Origin of the sequence: Saccharothrix sp. CB00851, assembly GCF_001905065.1 — a bacterium.
Taxonomy (GTDB): Bacteria; Actinomycetota; Actinomycetes; order Mycobacteriales; family Pseudonocardiaceae; genus Actinosynnema.
The window spans coordinates 24,495-40,786 of sequence record NZ_LWLC01000015.1; the positions used below are offsets into that span (position 1 = coordinate 24,495).

General features: G+C 73.4%; 17 protein-coding genes. 14 read left to right on the forward strand and 3 right to left on the reverse strand.

The annotated features are described in order from the left end of the window. The first annotated feature begins 21 nt into the window (after positions 1-21). The 3 genes from A6A25_RS16740 to A6A25_RS16750 are packed head-to-tail and all read left to right on the forward strand — an operon-like array spanning position 22 to position 3,217. Positions 22-945 carry an ABC transporter ATP-binding protein gene (locus tag A6A25_RS16740; protein WP_073890997.1) on the forward strand — a complete coding sequence of 308 codons (924 nt, stop codon included), beginning with the start codon at positions 22-24 and terminating at the stop codon, positions 943-945. Continuing rightward, positions 942-2,444 (forward strand): ABC transporter permease subunit, encoded by a 1,503-nt coding sequence (locus tag A6A25_RS16745; RefSeq protein WP_073891000.1) that lies wholly within the window; start codon positions 942-944, stop codon positions 2,442-2,444. Before A6A25_RS16740 ends, A6A25_RS16745 begins: the two co-directional genes overlap by 4 nt. Beyond that, a complete protein-coding gene (locus tag A6A25_RS16750) occupies positions 2,441-3,217 on the forward strand; it encodes an ABC transporter permease subunit (RefSeq protein WP_073891003.1) in 777 nt (258 codons plus the stop codon). The genes A6A25_RS16745 and A6A25_RS16750 overlap by 4 nt, the downstream gene beginning before the upstream one ends. Here the strand turns inward: A6A25_RS16750 and A6A25_RS16755 are convergent. Then, positions 3,214-3,591 (reverse strand): hypothetical protein, encoded by a 378-nt coding sequence (locus A6A25_RS16755; protein WP_073891006.1) that lies wholly within the window; start codon positions 3,589-3,591, stop codon positions 3,214-3,216. The two genes, A6A25_RS16750 and A6A25_RS16755, sit on opposite strands and share 4 nt — an antisense overlap. A 101-nt stretch (positions 3,592-3,692) precedes the next feature. Between A6A25_RS16755 and A6A25_RS16760 the strand changes: the two genes are divergently transcribed. Continuing rightward, complete coding sequence (locus tag A6A25_RS16760; protein WP_073891009.1) at positions 3,693-4,811, forward strand: glycosyltransferase; 1,119 nt, start codon at positions 3,693-3,695, stop codon at positions 4,809-4,811. On the opposite strand, the gene A6A25_RS45530 is transcribed toward A6A25_RS16760, so the two are convergent. After that, positions 4,812-5,411 carry a LuxR C-terminal-related transcriptional regulator gene (locus A6A25_RS45530; protein WP_241828758.1) on the reverse strand — a complete coding sequence of 200 codons (600 nt, stop codon included), beginning with the start codon at positions 5,409-5,411 and terminating at the stop codon, positions 4,812-4,814. It abuts the gene before it with no gap. Between the two features lie 135 nt (positions 5,412-5,546). On the opposite strand from A6A25_RS45530, the gene A6A25_RS16770 reads away from it, so the two are divergent. The 3 genes from A6A25_RS16770 (at position 5,547) to A6A25_RS16780 (ending at position 8,343) form a co-directional block, all read left to right on the forward strand. Continuing rightward, positions 5,547-6,737 (forward strand): serine hydrolase domain-containing protein, encoded by a 1,191-nt coding sequence (locus A6A25_RS16770; protein ID WP_073891012.1) that lies wholly within the window; start codon positions 5,547-5,549, stop codon positions 6,735-6,737. 112 nt (positions 6,738-6,849) lie between these two features. Beyond that, on the forward strand, positions 6,850-7,221 hold the full coding sequence (locus A6A25_RS16775) for an RNA-binding S4 domain-containing protein (RefSeq protein WP_073891015.1): 372 nt from the start codon (positions 6,850-6,852) through the stop codon (positions 7,219-7,221). Between the two features lie 150 nt (positions 7,222-7,371). After that, positions 7,372-8,343: a tetratricopeptide repeat protein gene (locus tag A6A25_RS16780; protein ID WP_073891018.1), complete on the forward strand. Its 972-nt coding sequence runs from the start codon at positions 7,372-7,374 to the stop codon at positions 8,341-8,343. Here A6A25_RS16780 and A6A25_RS16785 read toward each other — a convergent pair. Beyond that, positions 8,297-9,274 (reverse strand): EamA family transporter, encoded by a 978-nt coding sequence (locus A6A25_RS16785; protein ID WP_073891021.1) that lies wholly within the window; start codon positions 9,272-9,274, stop codon positions 8,297-8,299. The two genes, A6A25_RS16780 and A6A25_RS16785, sit on opposite strands and share 47 nt — an antisense overlap. 39 nt (positions 9,275-9,313) lie before the next feature. Between A6A25_RS16785 and A6A25_RS16790 the strand changes: the two genes are divergently transcribed. The 7 genes from A6A25_RS16790 (at position 9,314) to A6A25_RS16820 (ending at position 16,289) form a co-directional block, all read left to right on the forward strand. Then, on the forward strand, positions 9,314-9,844 hold the full coding sequence (locus A6A25_RS16790; protein ID WP_073891024.1) for a CGNR zinc finger domain-containing protein: 531 nt from the start codon (positions 9,314-9,316) through the stop codon (positions 9,842-9,844). A gap of 142 nt (positions 9,845-9,986) precedes the next feature. Continuing rightward, a complete protein-coding gene (locus A6A25_RS16795) occupies positions 9,987-11,243 on the forward strand; it encodes an ATP-grasp domain-containing protein (RefSeq protein ID WP_073891027.1) in 1,257 nt (418 codons plus the stop codon). Positions 11,244-11,409: 166 nt separating this feature from the next. After that, complete coding sequence (locus A6A25_RS16800; protein ID WP_073891030.1) at positions 11,410-12,249, forward strand: Rossmann-like domain-containing protein; 840 nt, start codon at positions 11,410-11,412, stop codon at positions 12,247-12,249. A 20-nt stretch (positions 12,250-12,269) separates the two neighbouring features. After that, complete coding sequence (locus A6A25_RS16805; RefSeq protein WP_073891033.1) at positions 12,270-13,319, forward strand: PLP-dependent cysteine synthase family protein; 1,050 nt, start codon at positions 12,270-12,272, stop codon at positions 13,317-13,319. Then, complete coding sequence (locus A6A25_RS16810) at positions 13,316-14,317, forward strand: dipeptide epimerase (RefSeq protein ID WP_241828759.1); 1,002 nt, start codon at positions 13,316-13,318, stop codon at positions 14,315-14,317. Before A6A25_RS16805 ends, A6A25_RS16810 begins: the two co-directional genes overlap by 4 nt. Beyond that, positions 14,314-15,495 (forward strand): MFS transporter, encoded by a 1,182-nt coding sequence (locus A6A25_RS16815; protein WP_073891036.1) that lies wholly within the window; start codon positions 14,314-14,316, stop codon positions 15,493-15,495. The genes A6A25_RS16810 and A6A25_RS16815 overlap by 4 nt, the downstream gene beginning before the upstream one ends. Further along, on the forward strand, positions 15,492-16,289 hold the full coding sequence (locus tag A6A25_RS16820; protein ID WP_073891039.1) for a class I SAM-dependent methyltransferase: 798 nt from the start codon (positions 15,492-15,494) through the stop codon (positions 16,287-16,289). The genes A6A25_RS16815 and A6A25_RS16820 overlap by 4 nt, the downstream gene beginning before the upstream one ends. Positions 16,290-16,292 lie beyond the last annotated feature (3 nt).

The window sequence follows — 16,292 nt, forward strand, 5'->3', positions numbered from 1 at the left end:
CGCTCCCTAGCCTTCCCCGGCATGGAAGCAACCATCGAAGTCTCCGGGCTGCGCAAGCGGTACGGGCCGACCGTGGCGCTGGACGGGATGACCTTCACCGTCGCGCCGGGCAAGGTCACCGGGTTCGTCGGCCCGAACGGCGCGGGCAAGTCCACCACGATGCGGGTGATCCTGGGCCTGGACTCGGTCGACGAGGGCCGCGCGCTGGTCGGCGGGCAGCCGTACCGGAGCCTGCGGCACCCCCTGCGGCAGGTCGGGTCGCTGCTGGACGCGTCGGCGTTGCAGCCGAGCCGCACCGGCCGCAACCACCTGCTGTGGCTGGCCCACTCGCAGGGGCTCGGCGCGCGGCGGGTGGACGAGGTCGCCGAACGGGTCGGCCTGACCTCGGCGATCCGGCGCAAGGCGGGCGGCTACTCGTTGGGCATGCGGCAGCGGCTGGGCATCGCGGCGGCGCTGCTCGGCGACCCGCCGGTGCTGGTGCTGGACGAGCCGGTCAACGGCATGGACCCCGAGGGCATCCGGTGGGTGCGCGGCTTCCTGCGGACGCTGGCGGCCGAGGGCCGGGCCGTGCTGGTGTCCAGCCACCTGATGAGCGAGTTGCAGGACACCGCCCACCACGTGGTGGTCGTGGGGCGGGGCAAGGTCATCGCCGACGTCGGCGTGACCGAGCTGATCGAGGCCGCGTCCGGTGCCCGGGTCACGGTGCGCACGAGCGATCGCACCGCGGCGACGACGGTGCTGGCGCGCGCCGGTGCGACGGTCGCGGTCACCGGGGCGGACACGCTCACCGTTTCCGGGCTGTCCGGCGAGCGCGTGGTGGCGTTGCTCGGTGAGGGCTCGGTGCCGTTCTCCGAGGTGTCGGCGCACCGCGCGTCCCTCGAAGAGGCGTACATGGAGCTGACCAGGGACGCGGTCGAGTTCCACGCGGCGGGTGACGCGCGATGAGCGGGCGGGACGGGTTCGGACACGTGCTGCGGGCCGAGTGGACGAAGCTGCGCACCGTGCGCGGCTGGGTGTTCGGCCTGGTCGCGGCGGCTCTGGTGATCGTGCTGATGGGGTTGTTCGCGGCGGCGGCGAGCACCGTCTCGTGCAGCGGCCCGGACGGCAAGCCGTGCGCGGGCAGCACGCCGACGCGGGGACCGGGCGGCGAGCCGGTGGTCGACGCCTTCTCGTTCGCGCACCGGTCGTTCACCGGCGACGGCAGCATCACGGCCAGGGTGACGTCGCTGTCCGCGGTGTCCTCTTCGGACGGTGGGACGCCGGTGGCGGACACGCAGCCGTGGACCAAGGGCGGGGTCATCATCAAGGAGAGCACCACCCCGGGCTCGCCCTACGCCGCGTTGACGCTGACCGGCGGGCACGGCGTGCGGCTGCAGCACAACTTCACCGGCGACATCGCGGGCACGCTGGACGCGCTGCCGAGCTGGCTGCGGCTCACCCGGTCGGGTGACACGATCACCGGCCACGAGTCCGCCGACGGCGGGACCTGGCACCTCGTCGGCACGGTCCGCCTGCCCGGGCTGCCGCAGACCGTGCGCGCCGGTTTGTTCGCCACCTCGCCGCACCACGAGGTGCTCACCGAGTCGTTCGCCAGTACCAGCGGCACCAGCTACCCGACGATGGCGACCGCCGAGTTCGACCGGATCGGGCTCCAGGGCTCGTGGCCGGACCGGACGTGGACCCGCGGCACCGTCGGCGGCCGTGGCGGTGGTGCCGTGGAGGTGACCGCCGACGGCGTGACGGTGCGCGGTGAGGGCGACATCGCGCCGATCGTGGCCGGGCGCGGTGGGCTGGGCAAGACGGTCGAGGGACGGCTGGTGGGCGCGTTCGCCGGGCTGATCGCGGTCATCGTGGTGGCGGCGACGTTCATGACGTCGGAGTACCGGCGCGGCCTGATCCGGACCAGCCTGACCGCGAGCCCGCGGCGTGGCCGGGTGCTGGCGGCGAAGTCCGCGGTGATCGGTGCGGTCACGTTCGTCACCGGGCTGGTCGCCGCTCTGGTCGCGGTGCCGTTGGTGCGGGCGGTGGAGGAGGACAAGGGCTTCTTCCTGTTCCCGGTGCCGACGGCGGTCGAGGTGCGGGTGATCGTCGGCACGGCGGCGCTGCTCTCGGTCGCGGCGGTGCTCAGCCTGGCCGTGGGCACGGTGCTGCGGCGCAGCGCGGGCGCGGTCGCGGTGGTGATCGTGGCGATCGTGCTGCCGTACATCCTGGCGATCGCGTCGGTGCTGCCGACAGGGCCGTCGGACTGGCTGCTGCGGATCACCCCCGCCGCCGCGTTCGCCGTGCAGCAGAGCCTGCCGGAGTACCAGCAGGTCACCGCGAGCTACGCGCCCGCGGACGGCTACTTCCCGTTGAGCCCGTTGGGTGGGTTCGCGGTGTTGTGCGGTTACGCGGCGGTCGCGCTGGGCGTGGCGGTCTTCGTGCTGCGGCGGAGGGACGCGTGAAGGAAGCGCTGCGGGTGGAGTGGACGAAGCTGCGCACCCTGCCGGGCACGGGGTGGCTCCTGGCCGCCGTGGTGCTGCTGACCGTGGCGCTGGGGGTGGTCGCGTCGTCCGCCGTCGCCTGCTCGGGCGTCGGCTGCGGGCAGGACCCGGCGAAGATCAGCCTGACCGGGATCGCGTTCGGCCAGGCCGTGGTCGCGGTGCTGGCCGTGCTGGCGGTCGGCGGCGAGTACGGCACGGGGATGATCCGGGTGACGTTCGCCGCGCTGCCGCGCCGGTCCACCGTGCTGGTCGCGAAGGCCGCCGTGGTCGGCGCGCTGGTGCTGGTGGCGGGCGCGGTGGCGGTGCTGGTGTCGGTGCTGGCGGGGCGGCTCATCCTGCCGGGCAACGGGTTCACCGAGGCGCACGGGCACGCGGTGCTGTCGCTGGCGGACGGGCCGGTGGTGCGGGCGGCCGTCGGTTCGGTGCTGTACCTGGTTCTGGTGGGTCTGTTGAGCGTGGGTGTGGCCACTGTGGTGCGTGACGCGGCGGCGGCCATCGGGGTGGTGCTCGGGCTGCTGTACTTGTTCCCGATCGTGGCGGCGGTGGTGTCCGATCCGGACTGGTTCCGGCGCCTGCAGCGGATCAGCCCGATGACGGCGGGGCTCGCGGTGCAGGCGACCACGGACCTCGCCGCCCTGCCGATCAGCCCGTGGGCGGGACTGGGTGTGCTCGGGCTGTGGGCGGCGGGTGCGCTGCTGGTCGGTGGCCTGGTGCTGCGGCTGCGTGACGCCTAGCGCGCTTTGTCGGGCCGTGGCAGCAGGAGGTGGACGGCGAAGCCAGCCAGGGTCGTCAGGACGACCTGGTAGAGCAGGGAGAGCCGCAGGTCGTTCCCGACGGTGAACACCGCGTCCAGCCCGGTCGTCACCACGCCGGCCAGGGTGAGCAGGCCGGTCACGTGCCAGCCGAAGAACCCGGCCGTCCAGGCGACCAGCGGCCAGCGGTTGCGGTCCGGTCGGCGCAGCACCAGGTAGGCGGAGAACGCGGCGGCGGCGTTGAAGGCCACGCCGACGATCCGCAGTTCGGCCAGTCCGCCGGACAACAGCGTGGCAAGCGTTTGCGCCACCACCAGCGCGATGATCGACCAGCACCCGACCCGAGTTTTGTCCACGGCGCGGATGGTAGTGCCGCGACCAGGTGGACCAGGCCGGCGGCGGCCTGTCGCCGAAAACGTGGTCGGCCGCCGCGGGGGGTGATCGATAGGCTGATCCGATGCGCGTGTTGTTCACCTTCATCGGCGGTGTGGGCCATTTCCACCCTTTGGTGCCGATCGCCTCGGCGGTGGTGGCCGCCGGTCACACCGTCGCGGTCGCGGCCGGGCCGGGACGGCGGGAGGCGATCGAGGCGGCCGGGTTCACCGCGTTGCCGGTGGGCGTGGCCGGCCGACCGGAACCCGCGCGGCTCGGGCCGTTGCTCACGCCGGACCGGGAACAGGACGACGCCGAACTGCGGGACAACTTCGTGCGACGCGGCGCGGCCGAGCGGGTGCCGCTGTACCTGGAGCTGTTCCAGCGGTGGCGGCCGGACGTGGTGGTGTGCGAGGAAGTCGACTTCGGAAGCGTGCTCGCGGCCGAGAAGCTCGGGGTGCCCTACGCGAACGCGCAGGTGATCGCTTCCGGGGCGTTCGTGCGGCCGGCGGTGGTCGGCGAGGCGATCGGCGAGCTGCGGGCCGGCCTCGGCCTGCCACCGGATCCGGACCTGGTCATGCTGCACCGGCGGCTGCTGCTGTCGCCGTTCCCGCCGAGCTTCCGCGATCCGGCGTTCCCGTTGCCGGACACGGCTTTCCCGATCCGGCCGCCGGTCGGGCCGGTCGGTGGGTCCGACCGGACGACCGTGTACTTCACCCTCGGCACGGCCTTCAACACGGAGTCGGGCGACCTGTTCTCGCGCGTGCTCGCCGGGCTGCACGACCTGCCGGTGGACGTGATCGCCACGGTGGGTCGGCACGTCGACCCGGCCGTGCTCGGCCCGCAACGGCCCGGGGTGCGCGTCGAGCGGTACGTGCCGCAGGAGTCCGTGCTGCCCCGGTGTGACCTGGTGATCTCGCACGGCGGTTCGGGCAGCGTCATCGGCGCGTTGGCGCACGGGCTGCCGACGGTGCTGCTGCCGCTGGGCGCCGACCAGCCGCAGAACGCCGAGCAGTGCGCGCGGCTGGGGGTCGGGCGGGACCTGCACCCCGTCACCGCCACCGCGGGGGACGTGCGCGCCGCGGTGGCGGAGGTGCTGGCGGATCCCGGGTACCGGCAGGCGGCGGCACGCGTGCGTGCGGAGATGCTCGAGCTGCCCGAGCCCGCGCGGGCGGTGCCGTTGCTGGAGCGGCTGGCGAAGTGACTACCCGGACCCCGTCGGCACGATGAGGCCGCTCTCGTAGGCGACCACGACGGCCTGCGCGCGGCTGGACAGGCCCAGCTTGCCCATCATCCGCTTGACGTGCGTCTTCACCGTCGCCCGCGCCGCCTCCTGCGCCAGCCGCTCGGCGCGCCGCGCCCACCGCTTCGTGCCCTCGCCCAGCATCCACGCGCCCGACACGACCAGCACCGACTGCGCCACCTCCGACCACGCGACCACACCGGGCAGCCCGAGGAACGCCACGACCACCACGGCCACCGCGGCCAGGAACACGAGCGCCGCCACGAGCCGGGACCGCAGCGTGGCCACGGTGAACATGCCGATCAGCGCGCCGACGCCGCCACTGGGCAGGCCGCCGAACTCCACCACGCCGTAGAGCGCCAACGCGCCCAGCACCACCGCCATCGTGGCCACCGGCGCGAGCTGGCGCAACGCGATCGGCGCGACGGTGAGCGCGCCCACCACGTACGCCGCCCAGCCGGACCCGCCGCCGGTCTGGCTCACCGTGGTCGCCACGGTCAACGACGTCAGCACCACCGCGAGCAGCAGGTCGAGCCGGATCGGCTTGAGTTTGGCCAGCACCAGCCCAAAGTAGTCGCGGACCGGCGCACCCGTCGCCACCCCGTGGGCGGATCCCGGCCTACCCCCACGGTGGTAGCTCAGGATGCCGTCGTGGGGCGACGACGCCGACCCGGCGCGGGCCTACCGTTCGGTGACATGAAACGACTCTGCGCAACAATGATGGTCGCGGTGCTGGGACTCGCCACGGCGGGCACGGCCCACGCCGGGCACCGCACCGACACCACCACCCTCCAGCGGCACGCGGACGCGTTGTTGGACCAGGGCGCACCGGGCGTGCTGGTCGAAGTGGACACACCGCGTGGCGCCGTGCGGGTCCGCAGCGGTTACGGCGACGTGGACCGGCGGACGCCCGTGCCGTGGCGGGTGAAGTTCCGCATCGGCAGCTACACCAAGACGTTCGTCGCGGCCACCGTGCTGCAGCTGGTCGACGAGGGGCGCCTGTCCCTTGAGGACAGCGTCGAGCGCTGGCTGCCGGGTGCCGTGGCGGGCAACGGCAACGACGGCACGCGGATCACCGTGCGACAGCTGTTGCAGCACACCAGTGGCTTGACCGACTACGTGGGCAAGATGCCGGAGCTGTTCCTGGAGGAGGAGTTCGAGAAGAACCGGTTCCGAACCTACCGGCCGGAGCAGCTCGTCGCGCTCGCCCTCCAGTCGCCGCCGGACTTCCCGCCGGGCGAGGGGTGGAACTACTCCAACACCGGCTACGTCCTGGCCGGGATGATCATCGAACGGGTCACCGGCAACACCTGGCAGCACGAGGTGCGCACCCGCATCGTCGAACCGCTCGGCCTGCGCGACACCTCCCTGCCGGGCACGTCACCGTTCCTGCCCCGGCCGCACGCCACCGCGTACGAGCGGTTCCCGGAGAAGGGCCTCGAAGCCGACCCGGAGGACCCGCGGTGGGGCCGGGCGGTCGACGTGACGCGCTACAACCCGTCGTGGGGCGGGGCGGCCGGTGACATGATCAGCACCACCGAGGACGCGAACGAGTTCCTCCAGGCGCTGATCGGCGGCAAGGTGCTGCGGCCGGCGCAGCTCGCCGAGATGACGAAGACGGTGCGCACGCCCGGCCTGGACCCGGCGTGGCCCGGCGCCGAGTACGGGCTGGGGATCATGTGGATCCCGAACTCGTGCGGCGGGCACTGGTCGCACGGCGGCGACATCCCGGGCTTCAAGACCCGCAACGGAGTGACGGCGGACGGCCGGCGCAGCGTGGTCGTGTCGATCAACACCGACTCGATGGTGGCCAAGCCGGGCGCGCCCAAGCCGACCGGCGACGTCACCTCGCCCCTGATCGACCACGCCCTCTGCGACCTGGGGTGAGGGGACGCTGGGGTGGGCGCCCACGTGGTGTCCCACCCCCGACGTCACGTCCGGGCGGCGGGGTGGTGGGGCGGTTGGGCGCGGTAGGTGGTCGGCAGGTCATGATGTAGGGGTGGAGTCCACCCGTGTGGACCGCTGGCTGTGGGCGGTCCGGTTGACCAAGACGCGATCCGATGCGGCGGCGGCGTGTCGGGGTGGGCACGTGCGCGTCAACGACAAGCCGGCCAAGCCTGCCACGTCGGTCACGCCTGGTGACGAAGTGCGGGCACGGGTGGGTGACACGGTCCGGATCGTGGAGGTTGTCCGGGTGATCCAGAAACGCGTTGGCGCCGCCGACGCGGTTGGCTGCTTCATCGACCGGACGCCGCCGCCGCCGAAGCCGACGGAGGCGCCGGCGCCGGTCGCCCGTCGCGAACGCGGCGCGGGCCGCCCCACCAAACGGGAACGGCGGGTGCTGGACAAGTTCCGCAGCGGCGGGTTCTGAGCCCGCCGGGTGGCCGACCCGGGCACGACCGGATGGCCCTCGACCACCCTGGACCGTTCGGGTGAATCAGCCCAAGTCCACCTAACGGGGCATCACGCGGAGACGATCAAGGAGGAGGACGGCGTTCTCGCGTGGCGGCTGGGAGGTGCGGTGACCCGGAAGCGGCGGGAAGAGCGGAACGGGCGGGTCGGGCTGGCGCGCTGGCGGTTGCGCGAAGCCGACTCGGCGGTGATCGCGGACCGGTGGTCGGAAGCCGCCGGCCTGTACACCGTCGCCGCGTACGAGCTGGACGGGCTGGACCCGCGTGACCGCGAAGTCGCCACCCTCCTCGCGCACGCACTGGCCGGCCACGGACGGGCGGACCTGGAACTCGGCAACCCGCACCGCGCGCTGGACACGGTGACGAACGCGCTCCACCTGGTCGAACAAGCCGAGCCGCACAGCGCCCTGCACGCGAAGGTGCTCGCCTGCCGCGCGTGCGCGCTGAGGGACACGGGGGCGCTGGACGACGCGGTCACGGCGTTCACCGACGCGTTGGCCATCCAGCGGACCGTGGACCGGATCGGTGAGACCGTCGTCGGCACGCTCAACGAGCTGTCCCACACGCTCAGGCTGCGCGGTGACGGGTGTGCCGCCGAACGGGCCGCCCGGGACGCCGTCGACCTGGCCGAGCGGGTCGTGCCCGGCGGGCTCGCCGCGGCGGTGAGCCACCACAACCTGCGGCAGGCGTTGGACGACCTCGGCCGGGCGGACGAGGCCGAGGCGCACCTCGTCCGCAGCATCGACCTCCTGCTGCGGCACGCGCCCGCCGCGTCCGTGACGGCCGACGCCGTCGACCGGTGGTGCGAGGTGGTGCTGTCGCGGGACGGTGCGACCGACGCCCTGCCGTGCCTGGACCGGCACCTCGCCCTGATCGAGCGGGAGGTGCCCGGTGCGCCGGTGGTCGGCGTGCTGCGGCTGTGGCGCGGCGTCGGGTTGGCCTCGCTCGGGTCCGAGGAGGCGGAGGCCGAGGCGTTGCGCGAGTTCGAGACGGCCGAACGCGTGCTGGCCGGGCACCCGGCCCAGTCCGCCCGCGTCACCCGGGCAAGGCGCGAGGTGCTTTCCTGGCAACGGGATCCGTGACCCGCGGCTCACCCAGCCGCACGGCCACCACACCACCCAGGATCAACACGCCACCGGCCAGTTGGACCAGGCCCGGCGCCTCGCCGAGCAGCAGCCACGCGAACACGAGCGCCAGCACGACCTCCGTCAGCGCCACGAACGACGCCAGCCGCGAGCCGAGCCGCCGGGTCGCCGCGATACCGGTGACGTACGCGAGGGCGGCCGTCACCACGCCGAGCGCGAGCACCGGCAGCCACCACGCCACGGTGAACCCGTCGAACGCGACCGGCGCGGCCGACACCGCGAACGGGACGATCCCCACCGCGCCCGCCACCACCAGCACGACACCGCCCAGCAGCAACCCGCCCGCGGCCAGCACGGTGCCCGGCAGCCCTTCCGCGTCCCGCGCGTTGAGCACGAAGTACACCGCGGCACCCACCATCGCGGCCAACGCCCACAGCACACCGACCGTACTGGCCCGCGCGCCGGACACGACGTCGAGCACCAGCAGCAGCCCCACCAGGCCCAGCACACCGCCGAGCACGGTCAGCCGGGTGGGGCGCTGGCCGTGCCGCAGCCACAGCCAGCCGACCACGGCCACCGGCGCGGTGTACTCGACCAGCAGCGCGACACCGACCTCCATGTGCGCGACGGCGTTGAAGAACGCCAGCTGGCAACCCGCGACCGCGACCAGCCCGTACGCCGTGATCAGCGGCGCGGTGCGGCGCAGCAGGTGCCACCGGCCGCGCAGCTGCACCACCGCGATCGGCACCAGCACCACGGCGGCCAGCAGCACCCGCACCGCCACCGCTGCGGCCGACGACCAGCCCGCGTCCATCAGACCCCGGGCCAGCGGGCCGGACAGCCCGAACGACGACGCCGACAGCAGCGCGAAGCCCAACCCGGCCCGCAGCCGCCCACCCACCACGGTGTCATGCGTCATCGTCGCCATGACTCATGACGCTATGGACCGCGGCGGTAATCTGTCAACATGCTTTTCACCCATGACACGACGGCGGCGCTGGTCGCCGCGGTCGCCTTGGTGAACTCGGCCGAGGAGCCGGACACGCTGACCGACCCGGCCCAGCTCGACGCGTTCTTCGCCGAGCACGGCTACACCGGCTCGCGCACCCACGACGCGACCGAACTGGAGGCGGTCCGCGCGCTGCGCGCACCGTTGCGCCGCCTGCTGACCAGCGACCGCGACACCGCCGTCGCCCTCGTGAACGACATCCTGGCCGGGCACCACGTCGTGCCGCAGCTGGTGCGGCACGACGGTTTCGACTACCACCTGCACGCCACCGACCCCGGCACGCCGTTGGCCGACCGGATCGCCGTCGAGACGGCCATGGCGATGGTGGACGTGATCCGCGCCGAAGAGCTGAGCAGGCTGTCGGTCTGCGCGGACGACACGTGCGGCGGGCTGGTGCTCGACCTGTCCCGCAACCGCTCCCGCCGCTACTGCAGCACCGCGTGCGGCAACCGGATCGCCGTCGCCGCCTACCGCGCCCGCAAGAACTGACGACCGCTCGCACTGTTCGACCATCGAGGAGCCGCCAGTCGACCCAGTGAGCCACATCACCCGAATGGGGGCCACGCACCCGGACTGATAATGATTACCATTCTCCCAGTCCCGGTCCGGCCACCCTTTCGGAGGAGCACGCGTGGCGCACTTGTTGATGATCGAGAGCTGGGTCGGCGCGATGAGTTCGCTGCTGCCACGGGCGATCCACGAGTCCGGCCACCGGTTCACCTTCCTCACCCGCGACCTCCAGCACTACCTGCGGTCCGCGCCCGCCCACCCGCACCCGTTGCTGGCCGCGGAGAACGTGCTGACCACCGAGACCAACGACGTGCCCGCTCTGCTGTCCTATGTGGAGCGTTTACACGGTGTGCTCGCGTTCGACGGCGTGATCTCCTCCTGCGACTACTACCTGTCCACGGTCGCCGCCGTGGCCGCGCACCTGGGCCTGCCCGGCGCCGACCCGTGGGCCGTCGAACGCGCCTACCGCAAGGACCTCACCCGCACGACCACCTCGGCGGCGGGCGTGCCCGGCCCCCGGTTCGCGCTGACGCAGGACTGGGCCGCGACCGCGAAGGCCGCCGCCGAGCTGGGGTACCCGCTGGTGGTCAAGCCGGTCGACCTGTGCGCGGGGATGCACGTGCGCGAGGTGCGCGACGAGGCCGCGCTCCGCGAGGCGTACCTGGCGCTGGAAGCGTTCCCGGTCAACGCGCGCGGTCAGGAGCGGGTGCCGACCGTGCTGCTGGAGGAGCTGCTCGTCGGCCCCGAGGTGAGCGTGGAGACGGTGACCGCGGCCGGCACGACCTACGTCATCGGGGTGACCGACAAGAGCCTGGCCGGGCGGCCGTGGTTCGTGGAGAGCGGCCACATGTTCCCCGCCGCGCTCGGCGACGCCGACCGGGACGCGGCCGTGGACACCGCCGTGAGCGCGATCGAGGCGTTGGGCCTGGACCACGCGGTGGCGCACACCGAGGTCAAGCTGACCGCCGACGGGCCGCGGCTGATCGAGGTCAACCCGCGCCCGGCGGGCAACCAGATCACCGAGCTGGTCCGCCGGGTCACCGGCGTGAACCTGCCGTCGGTGTTCGCGGAGCTCGCGGTGGGCCGCCAGCCCGACCTGCGGCCCCGGGAGACCGGCGTGCGCAGTGCCGCCATCTCGTTCCTGCTGCCGCCGCGCGCCGGGGTGGTGGCCGGGATCGACGGCGTGGAGGACCTGGCCGCGAACCCGGAGGTGGTCGACTGGGCGGTCAAGCCCGCCGGGCACCGCGCCGGCGAGCCGACCAGCAACAACAGCTACCTCGGGCACGTCATGGTGACCTCGCCCGACACCGACGCCCGCACCAGGGCCGAGCGCGTGGCCGGCGCGCTGGACGTGCGCTACGCGGAGGACGTCGCGTGACCGCGCGGGACGGCGCCACGCGGGCTCGGCGCGCGGGAGGGTGCCGCGTGATCGCGCGAACCGACCGGGTCGGGGCACCGCACGCTCGGCACACGGCAGAACGTCGCGTGACCGCGCGGGCAACCCGGGTCGACGCCTCGCAGGTTCGGCGCACGGGAGGTGCCCGGTGACCGCGCAGGCCGACCGTCGCCCGCTGTCGGGCGTCACGGAACTCGTCGCGCTGGCGCGGGCGGGTGCGATCGGGCCCGACCCGGCCGACTGCCGGGTCAGCGTCGCGTTCACCACCCGCCAGGGCGCGCGGCACGTCTCACGCGGCCAGGCGTACCGCAACACGGTGGTCAGCGTCCGAATCGGTGACGCGGTCGGCTCGTGCGCGGTCGAGCCCGACGGCGCGGACGACGCGGCCGTGACCGAGTGCGTCGGCGAGAGCGCCGCAGACCTGCTCGCCCATCCCGACCCCGCGATCCGCACGGCGGTGCTGGACGCGTACCTGATGCACGCGCACCCGCACCACCTCACCGCCGCACAGCACGTCGTGATCGGCGCGGGCGACTCGCTGACCAAGTCGATGGCCCGCGCGTCGGCCGTGGTCGACCTGCTGGACGCCCTGCCGGGGCAACGGGTGCTGGTCGTCGGCGTGGTGAACTCGCTGCTGCACCACCTGCGCGAACGCGGTCTGCGGTACGTGCCGTGCGACCTCAAGGGCGGGCGCACCGAGTGGGGCGAGCCGATCGTGACCGACGCGCTCGCCGCGGTGGCCGACTGCGACCTGGTGCTGGCCTCCGGCATGACGGTCGGCAACGGCAGCTTCGAACCGCTGCTGCGCACGGCCGTCGCCGCCGACCGGCCGCTGGTGGTGTTCGCCCAGACGGCGAGCGCGATCGTGCCGTGGTTCCTCGGCTCGGGCGTGACGGCGGTGTCGGCCGAGCCGTACCCGTTCTTCTGGCTGCACGGCGGCCCGACCACGCTGCACCACTACCGCGCCACCGCGGGACCGGTCCGGTGACCGTGCTTCCTCGATCGGGCATGCGCAACCCACACCTGTTCGACCTGCTCGGCAACACCCCGGTCGCCCGCGTCGACACGCCGCTGCCCCACCGGCACGGCGGGTTCTGGGCGAAGCTGGAATACCTGGGCGCGGGCGGAATGAAGGCACGTTCGGCGGTCGCGATGCTGGTGGCCGCACGGGAGCGCGGCGAGCTGCGGCCCGGCGCGGTGGTCGTGGAGTCGACCAGCGGCACGCTCGGCCTCGGGTTGGCGTTCGCCGGCCAGGCGTTGGGGCACCCGGTCGTGCTGGTGGTCGACCACGAGCTGGAACCGTCGATGCGCGCGATGCTGCGCGCCCACGGCGCCCGGCTGGAGGTGGTGGACCGGCCGCACCCGACCGGCGGCTGGCAGCAGGCCAGGCTCGACCGGCTCCAGGACGTGCTGCGCGGCCTGCCTGGCGCGTACTGGCCCGACCAGTACAACAACCCCGACAACCCCTCCGGGTACGCGGGGCTGGCCCGTGAGCTCGCGGCCCAGCTCGACCACGCGGACGTGCTGGTGTGCAGCGTGGGCACGGGTGGGCACAGCGCCGGCGTCGTCACGTCGCTGCGCCGGTACTGGCCGGGCGTGCGGCTGATCGGCGTGGACACGGTCGGCTCGACCATCTTCGGGCAGCCCGCCCGGCCGCGGGTCATGCGCGGGCTCGGCAGCAGCATCCACCCGCGCAACGTCGCCTACGAGGAGTTCGACGAGGTGCACTGGCTCGGCCCGGTGGAGGTGGTCGACGCGTGCCGCAGGCTGGCGCGGGACTGCTTCGTCACCGGCGGCTGGAGCACCGGCGCGGTCGCCCTGGTGTCGGCGTGGGTGGCGCGCGTCGAGCCGGGCGCGACCGTGGTGACGATCTTCCCGGACGGGCCGCACCGCTACCTGGGCACCATCTTCGACGACGATTTCTGCCGCTCGCGGGGTTTGCTGGGCAGGCCGGAGGACCGGCCGGTGGAGATCGCCGACACCGCGGAGATCGAGGTCACCAGCTGGGCCCGGTGCCGCACGGTCTACGCGCCCAAGCCGGTCGGGGTGTCCGCGTGAGGCTCGACTGGACTGTGTACGGGCTGGAGCTGCGGACCCCTCTGCGCATCTCGCGGTCGGTGATGGCTCGCCGTGACGCCGTGCGCGTGGTGGTCGAGTGGGACGGGGTCCGCGGTCACGGCGAGGTCGTGACCAGCCAGTACTACGGGCTGGACGTGCCTCGGATCACCGGGTTGCTGCGGGACTTGGCGCCCGTGGTCGGCTCCAGCGACAGCCCCGACGAGCTGCGTGCCGGCCTGCCCGAGCTGCCGCCGGGTGTGCTCGCCGCCGTGGACGCCGCGTTGCACGACCTGGTGGCGTTGTGCGCCGGTGTGCCGGTGCACGCGGCGGTCGGAATTCCACAGTGGATGGATGTACCGACGGCCTGCACGATCGGCATCGGCTCGCCCGCCGAGGCCGCGGCGCAGGCGACCGGGTTGGCCGCGCGCGGGTTCACCGTGCTGAAGGTCAAGGTGGGGTCGGAGGACGACGTGGCCCGGGTCTCGGCGGTCCGGACCGCCGCTCCGGACGCCCGCCTGATCCTCGACCCGAACGGCGGCTGGACCGCCGAGGAGACCGTGCGGGTGGTCGAACGGCTCACCGGTGTCGACGCGGTGGAGCAGCCCCTCGCGCCCGGCCGGTGGGACGACCTGGCGTGGCTGCGCGAACGCTGCCCGGTGCCGTTGATCGCGGACGAGGACGCGGCCACGGTCGCGGACGTGCGGGCGCTGGCGGGCCTGGTCGACGGGGTCAACGTGAAGCTGGCCAAGTGCGGCGGGATCACCGCGGCACTGGAGATCATCGACGTGGCCCGCGAGTGCGGGCTGGACGTGATGCTCGGCTGCCTGGTGGCCAGCTCGCTGGGCATCGCGCCCGCCGTGCACCTGACCGGGCACGCCCGGTGGGTCGACCTGGACGGCCACCTGCTGGTGACCGACGACCCGTGGACCGGCATCGGCGGCGAGAACGGCACGCTGCGGCTGGCCGGTGCACCGGGTCTCGGCGTGGTCGCCCGATGAGGCGCTTCCCGTGGTCCGTGCGCCTGCTGCTGGTCAACCAGTTCGGCGTGAACACCGGCTTCTACCTGCTGATCCCCTACCTGGCCACGCACCTGGGCGAACTGGGCCTGTCGGTGGCGGCCATCGGCACCGTGCTCGGCGTGCGGACGCTGAGCCAGCAGGGCCTGTTCCTGTTCGGCGGCTCGGCGTCGGACCGGCTGGGCCCACGCCGGGTCATCATCGCGGGCTGCGCGGTCCGGGCCGTCGGGTTCGGGCTGTTCGCGGCGGGCGAGTCGGTGGCGGTGCTGCTGGCCGCGTCCGTCCTCAGCGGAGTGGCCGGTGCGCTGTTCAACCCGGCTGTGCGCGCGTACATCGCCGAGGAGTCCGAAGACCGGGCCGGCGCGTTCGCGCTGTTCAACGCCTACGGGCAGGCAGGTGCACTGGTCGGGCCGCTGCTGGGCGGCGTGCTCATGCTGTGGGACTTCCGGGTCGCGGCACTGGTCGCGGCCGGGATCTTCGCCGCGCTCACCGTCGCGCAGGCCGTCGTGCTGCCCGACCGGCCCGCGGCGCCGCACCGGGGCACGGTGCTGGACGACTGGCGCGAGTGCCTGTCCGACCGGCGGTTCCTGGCCTTCACCGCCGCGCTCACCGGCATGTTCGTGCTGCAGAACCAGCTGTACCTGGTGCTGCCGCTGGAAGCGCGGCGGCTGACCGGCTCGTCGTTCGCGGTCGCCGCGCTGTTCGTCGTCACCACGGTGGCCACGCTGCTGTTCCAGGTGCGCATCACCAAGGCGCTGGGCCGGTTCGCGCGCGGCCGGGCCATCGCGCTCGGGCTCGCGGTCATGGGACTGGGGTTCGGCGCCACGGCGGCGGCCCACCTCGGGCCGCTCGGCGGCGTCACGCCCGTGCTGGTCGCCGCGCTGCTGCTGTCGGTCGGCGTGATGATCGCGCACCCGTTCGTCTACGACCTGATCCCCGAGTTCGGCCGCACCGGGTTGGCGGGCACCTACTTCGGCGTGTTCTACCTGGTGTCCGGCCTCGCCGCGGCACTGGGCAACGCGGCGATCGGGTGGGTGTTCGGCCGGTCGGCCCCGGCGGCGTCGCTGCTGTGCGTCGGCATCGGGCTCGGGTGCGCGGCGGCCGTGACCTGGCTGCACCGGCGTGGCGTGCTGACCGTGCGACGAGAGGTGGCGCGATGACGCTGTACGAGAACCCGGCGGGCGAGAACCTGCTGACCGACAACCCGGCGCTGTACGAGCACCAGTTCCCCGACCCCGACCACGTCGCGGCCCGGTTCACGCACGACGTCGTGACGCGGTTCGGCGGCGGGCGGGACCTGCTGGACGTCGGCTGCGGCACGGGCCGCGACGCGGGCCACCTGGCGAGCTTGGGCTACGACGTGGTCGGGCTGGACAGCTCCGCGCGGATGGTCCAGCACGCCCGCGCCCACCACCCGGCGGTCGAGTTCGTGCTCGGCGACATGCGCTCGTTCGCGCTCGGCCGCCGCTTCGACGTGATCACGTGCCTGGACAGCGCGCTGCTGTACTGCCACACGAACGCCGACCTGGAGGAGTTCCTGCGCCGCTGCCGCGAGCACCTCGAACCGGGCGGTCTGCTGGTGGCGGAGATGCGCAACGGCGCGTTCTTCCTCGGCAACACCGAACTCCTCGACGACGTCCGCAGCCGCACGGTCGTGTGGGAAGGCGTGTCCTACACCTCGCACACCCGGCTCTGGATCGACCACGCGGCCCAACTGCTGCGCCGCCGACGCGAGTGGTGGTGGCCCGGGGCACAGCCGCTGGTGCAGCGCTCCGCGTGGCGGCTGCTGTTCCCGCAGGAACTGCGGCACTTCCTCGACCACGCCGGGTTCGACGTGCTCGCCCTGTTCGACTCGCCGGGCCCGCGAACGGACGAGCCGTGGACGGCCGACGCCGACCTCGGCGATGCCCTGTCCGGCGACCGCCTGCACCTCGTCGCGCGCCTGCACCACTGAAAG

What these genes read in the sequence shown, in the direction of transcription:
- A6A25_RS16820 (WP_073891039.1), top strand. Translation starts at nt 15,492, where the DNA reads ATGACGCTGTACGAGAACCCGGCGGGCGAGAACCTGCTGACCGACAAC.
- A6A25_RS16815 (WP_073891036.1), top strand. Translation starts at nt 14,314, where the DNA reads ATGAGGCGCTTCCCGTGGTCCGTGCGCCTGCTGCTGGTCAACCAGTTC.
- A6A25_RS16745 (WP_073891000.1), top strand. Translation starts at nt 942, where the DNA reads ATGAGCGGGCGGGACGGGTTCGGACACGTGCTGCGGGCCGAGTGGACG.
- A6A25_RS16770 (WP_073891012.1), top strand. Translation starts at nt 5,547, where the DNA reads ATGAAACGACTCTGCGCAACAATGATGGTCGCGGTGCTGGGACTCGCC.
- A6A25_RS16790 (WP_073891024.1), top strand. Translation starts at nt 9,314, where the DNA reads ATGCTTTTCACCCATGACACGACGGCGGCGCTGGTCGCCGCGGTCGCC.
- A6A25_RS16740 (WP_073890997.1), top strand. Translation starts at nt 22, where the DNA reads ATGGAAGCAACCATCGAAGTCTCCGGGCTGCGCAAGCGGTACGGGCCG.
- A6A25_RS16785 (WP_073891021.1), bottom strand. Translation starts at nt 9,274, where the DNA reads ATGGCGACGATGACGCATGACACCGTGGTGGGTGGGCGGCTGCGGGCC.
- A6A25_RS16805 (WP_073891033.1), top strand. Translation starts at nt 12,270, where the DNA reads ATGCGCAACCCACACCTGTTCGACCTGCTCGGCAACACCCCGGTCGCC.
- A6A25_RS16760 (WP_073891009.1), top strand. Translation starts at nt 3,693, where the DNA reads ATGCGCGTGTTGTTCACCTTCATCGGCGGTGTGGGCCATTTCCACCCT.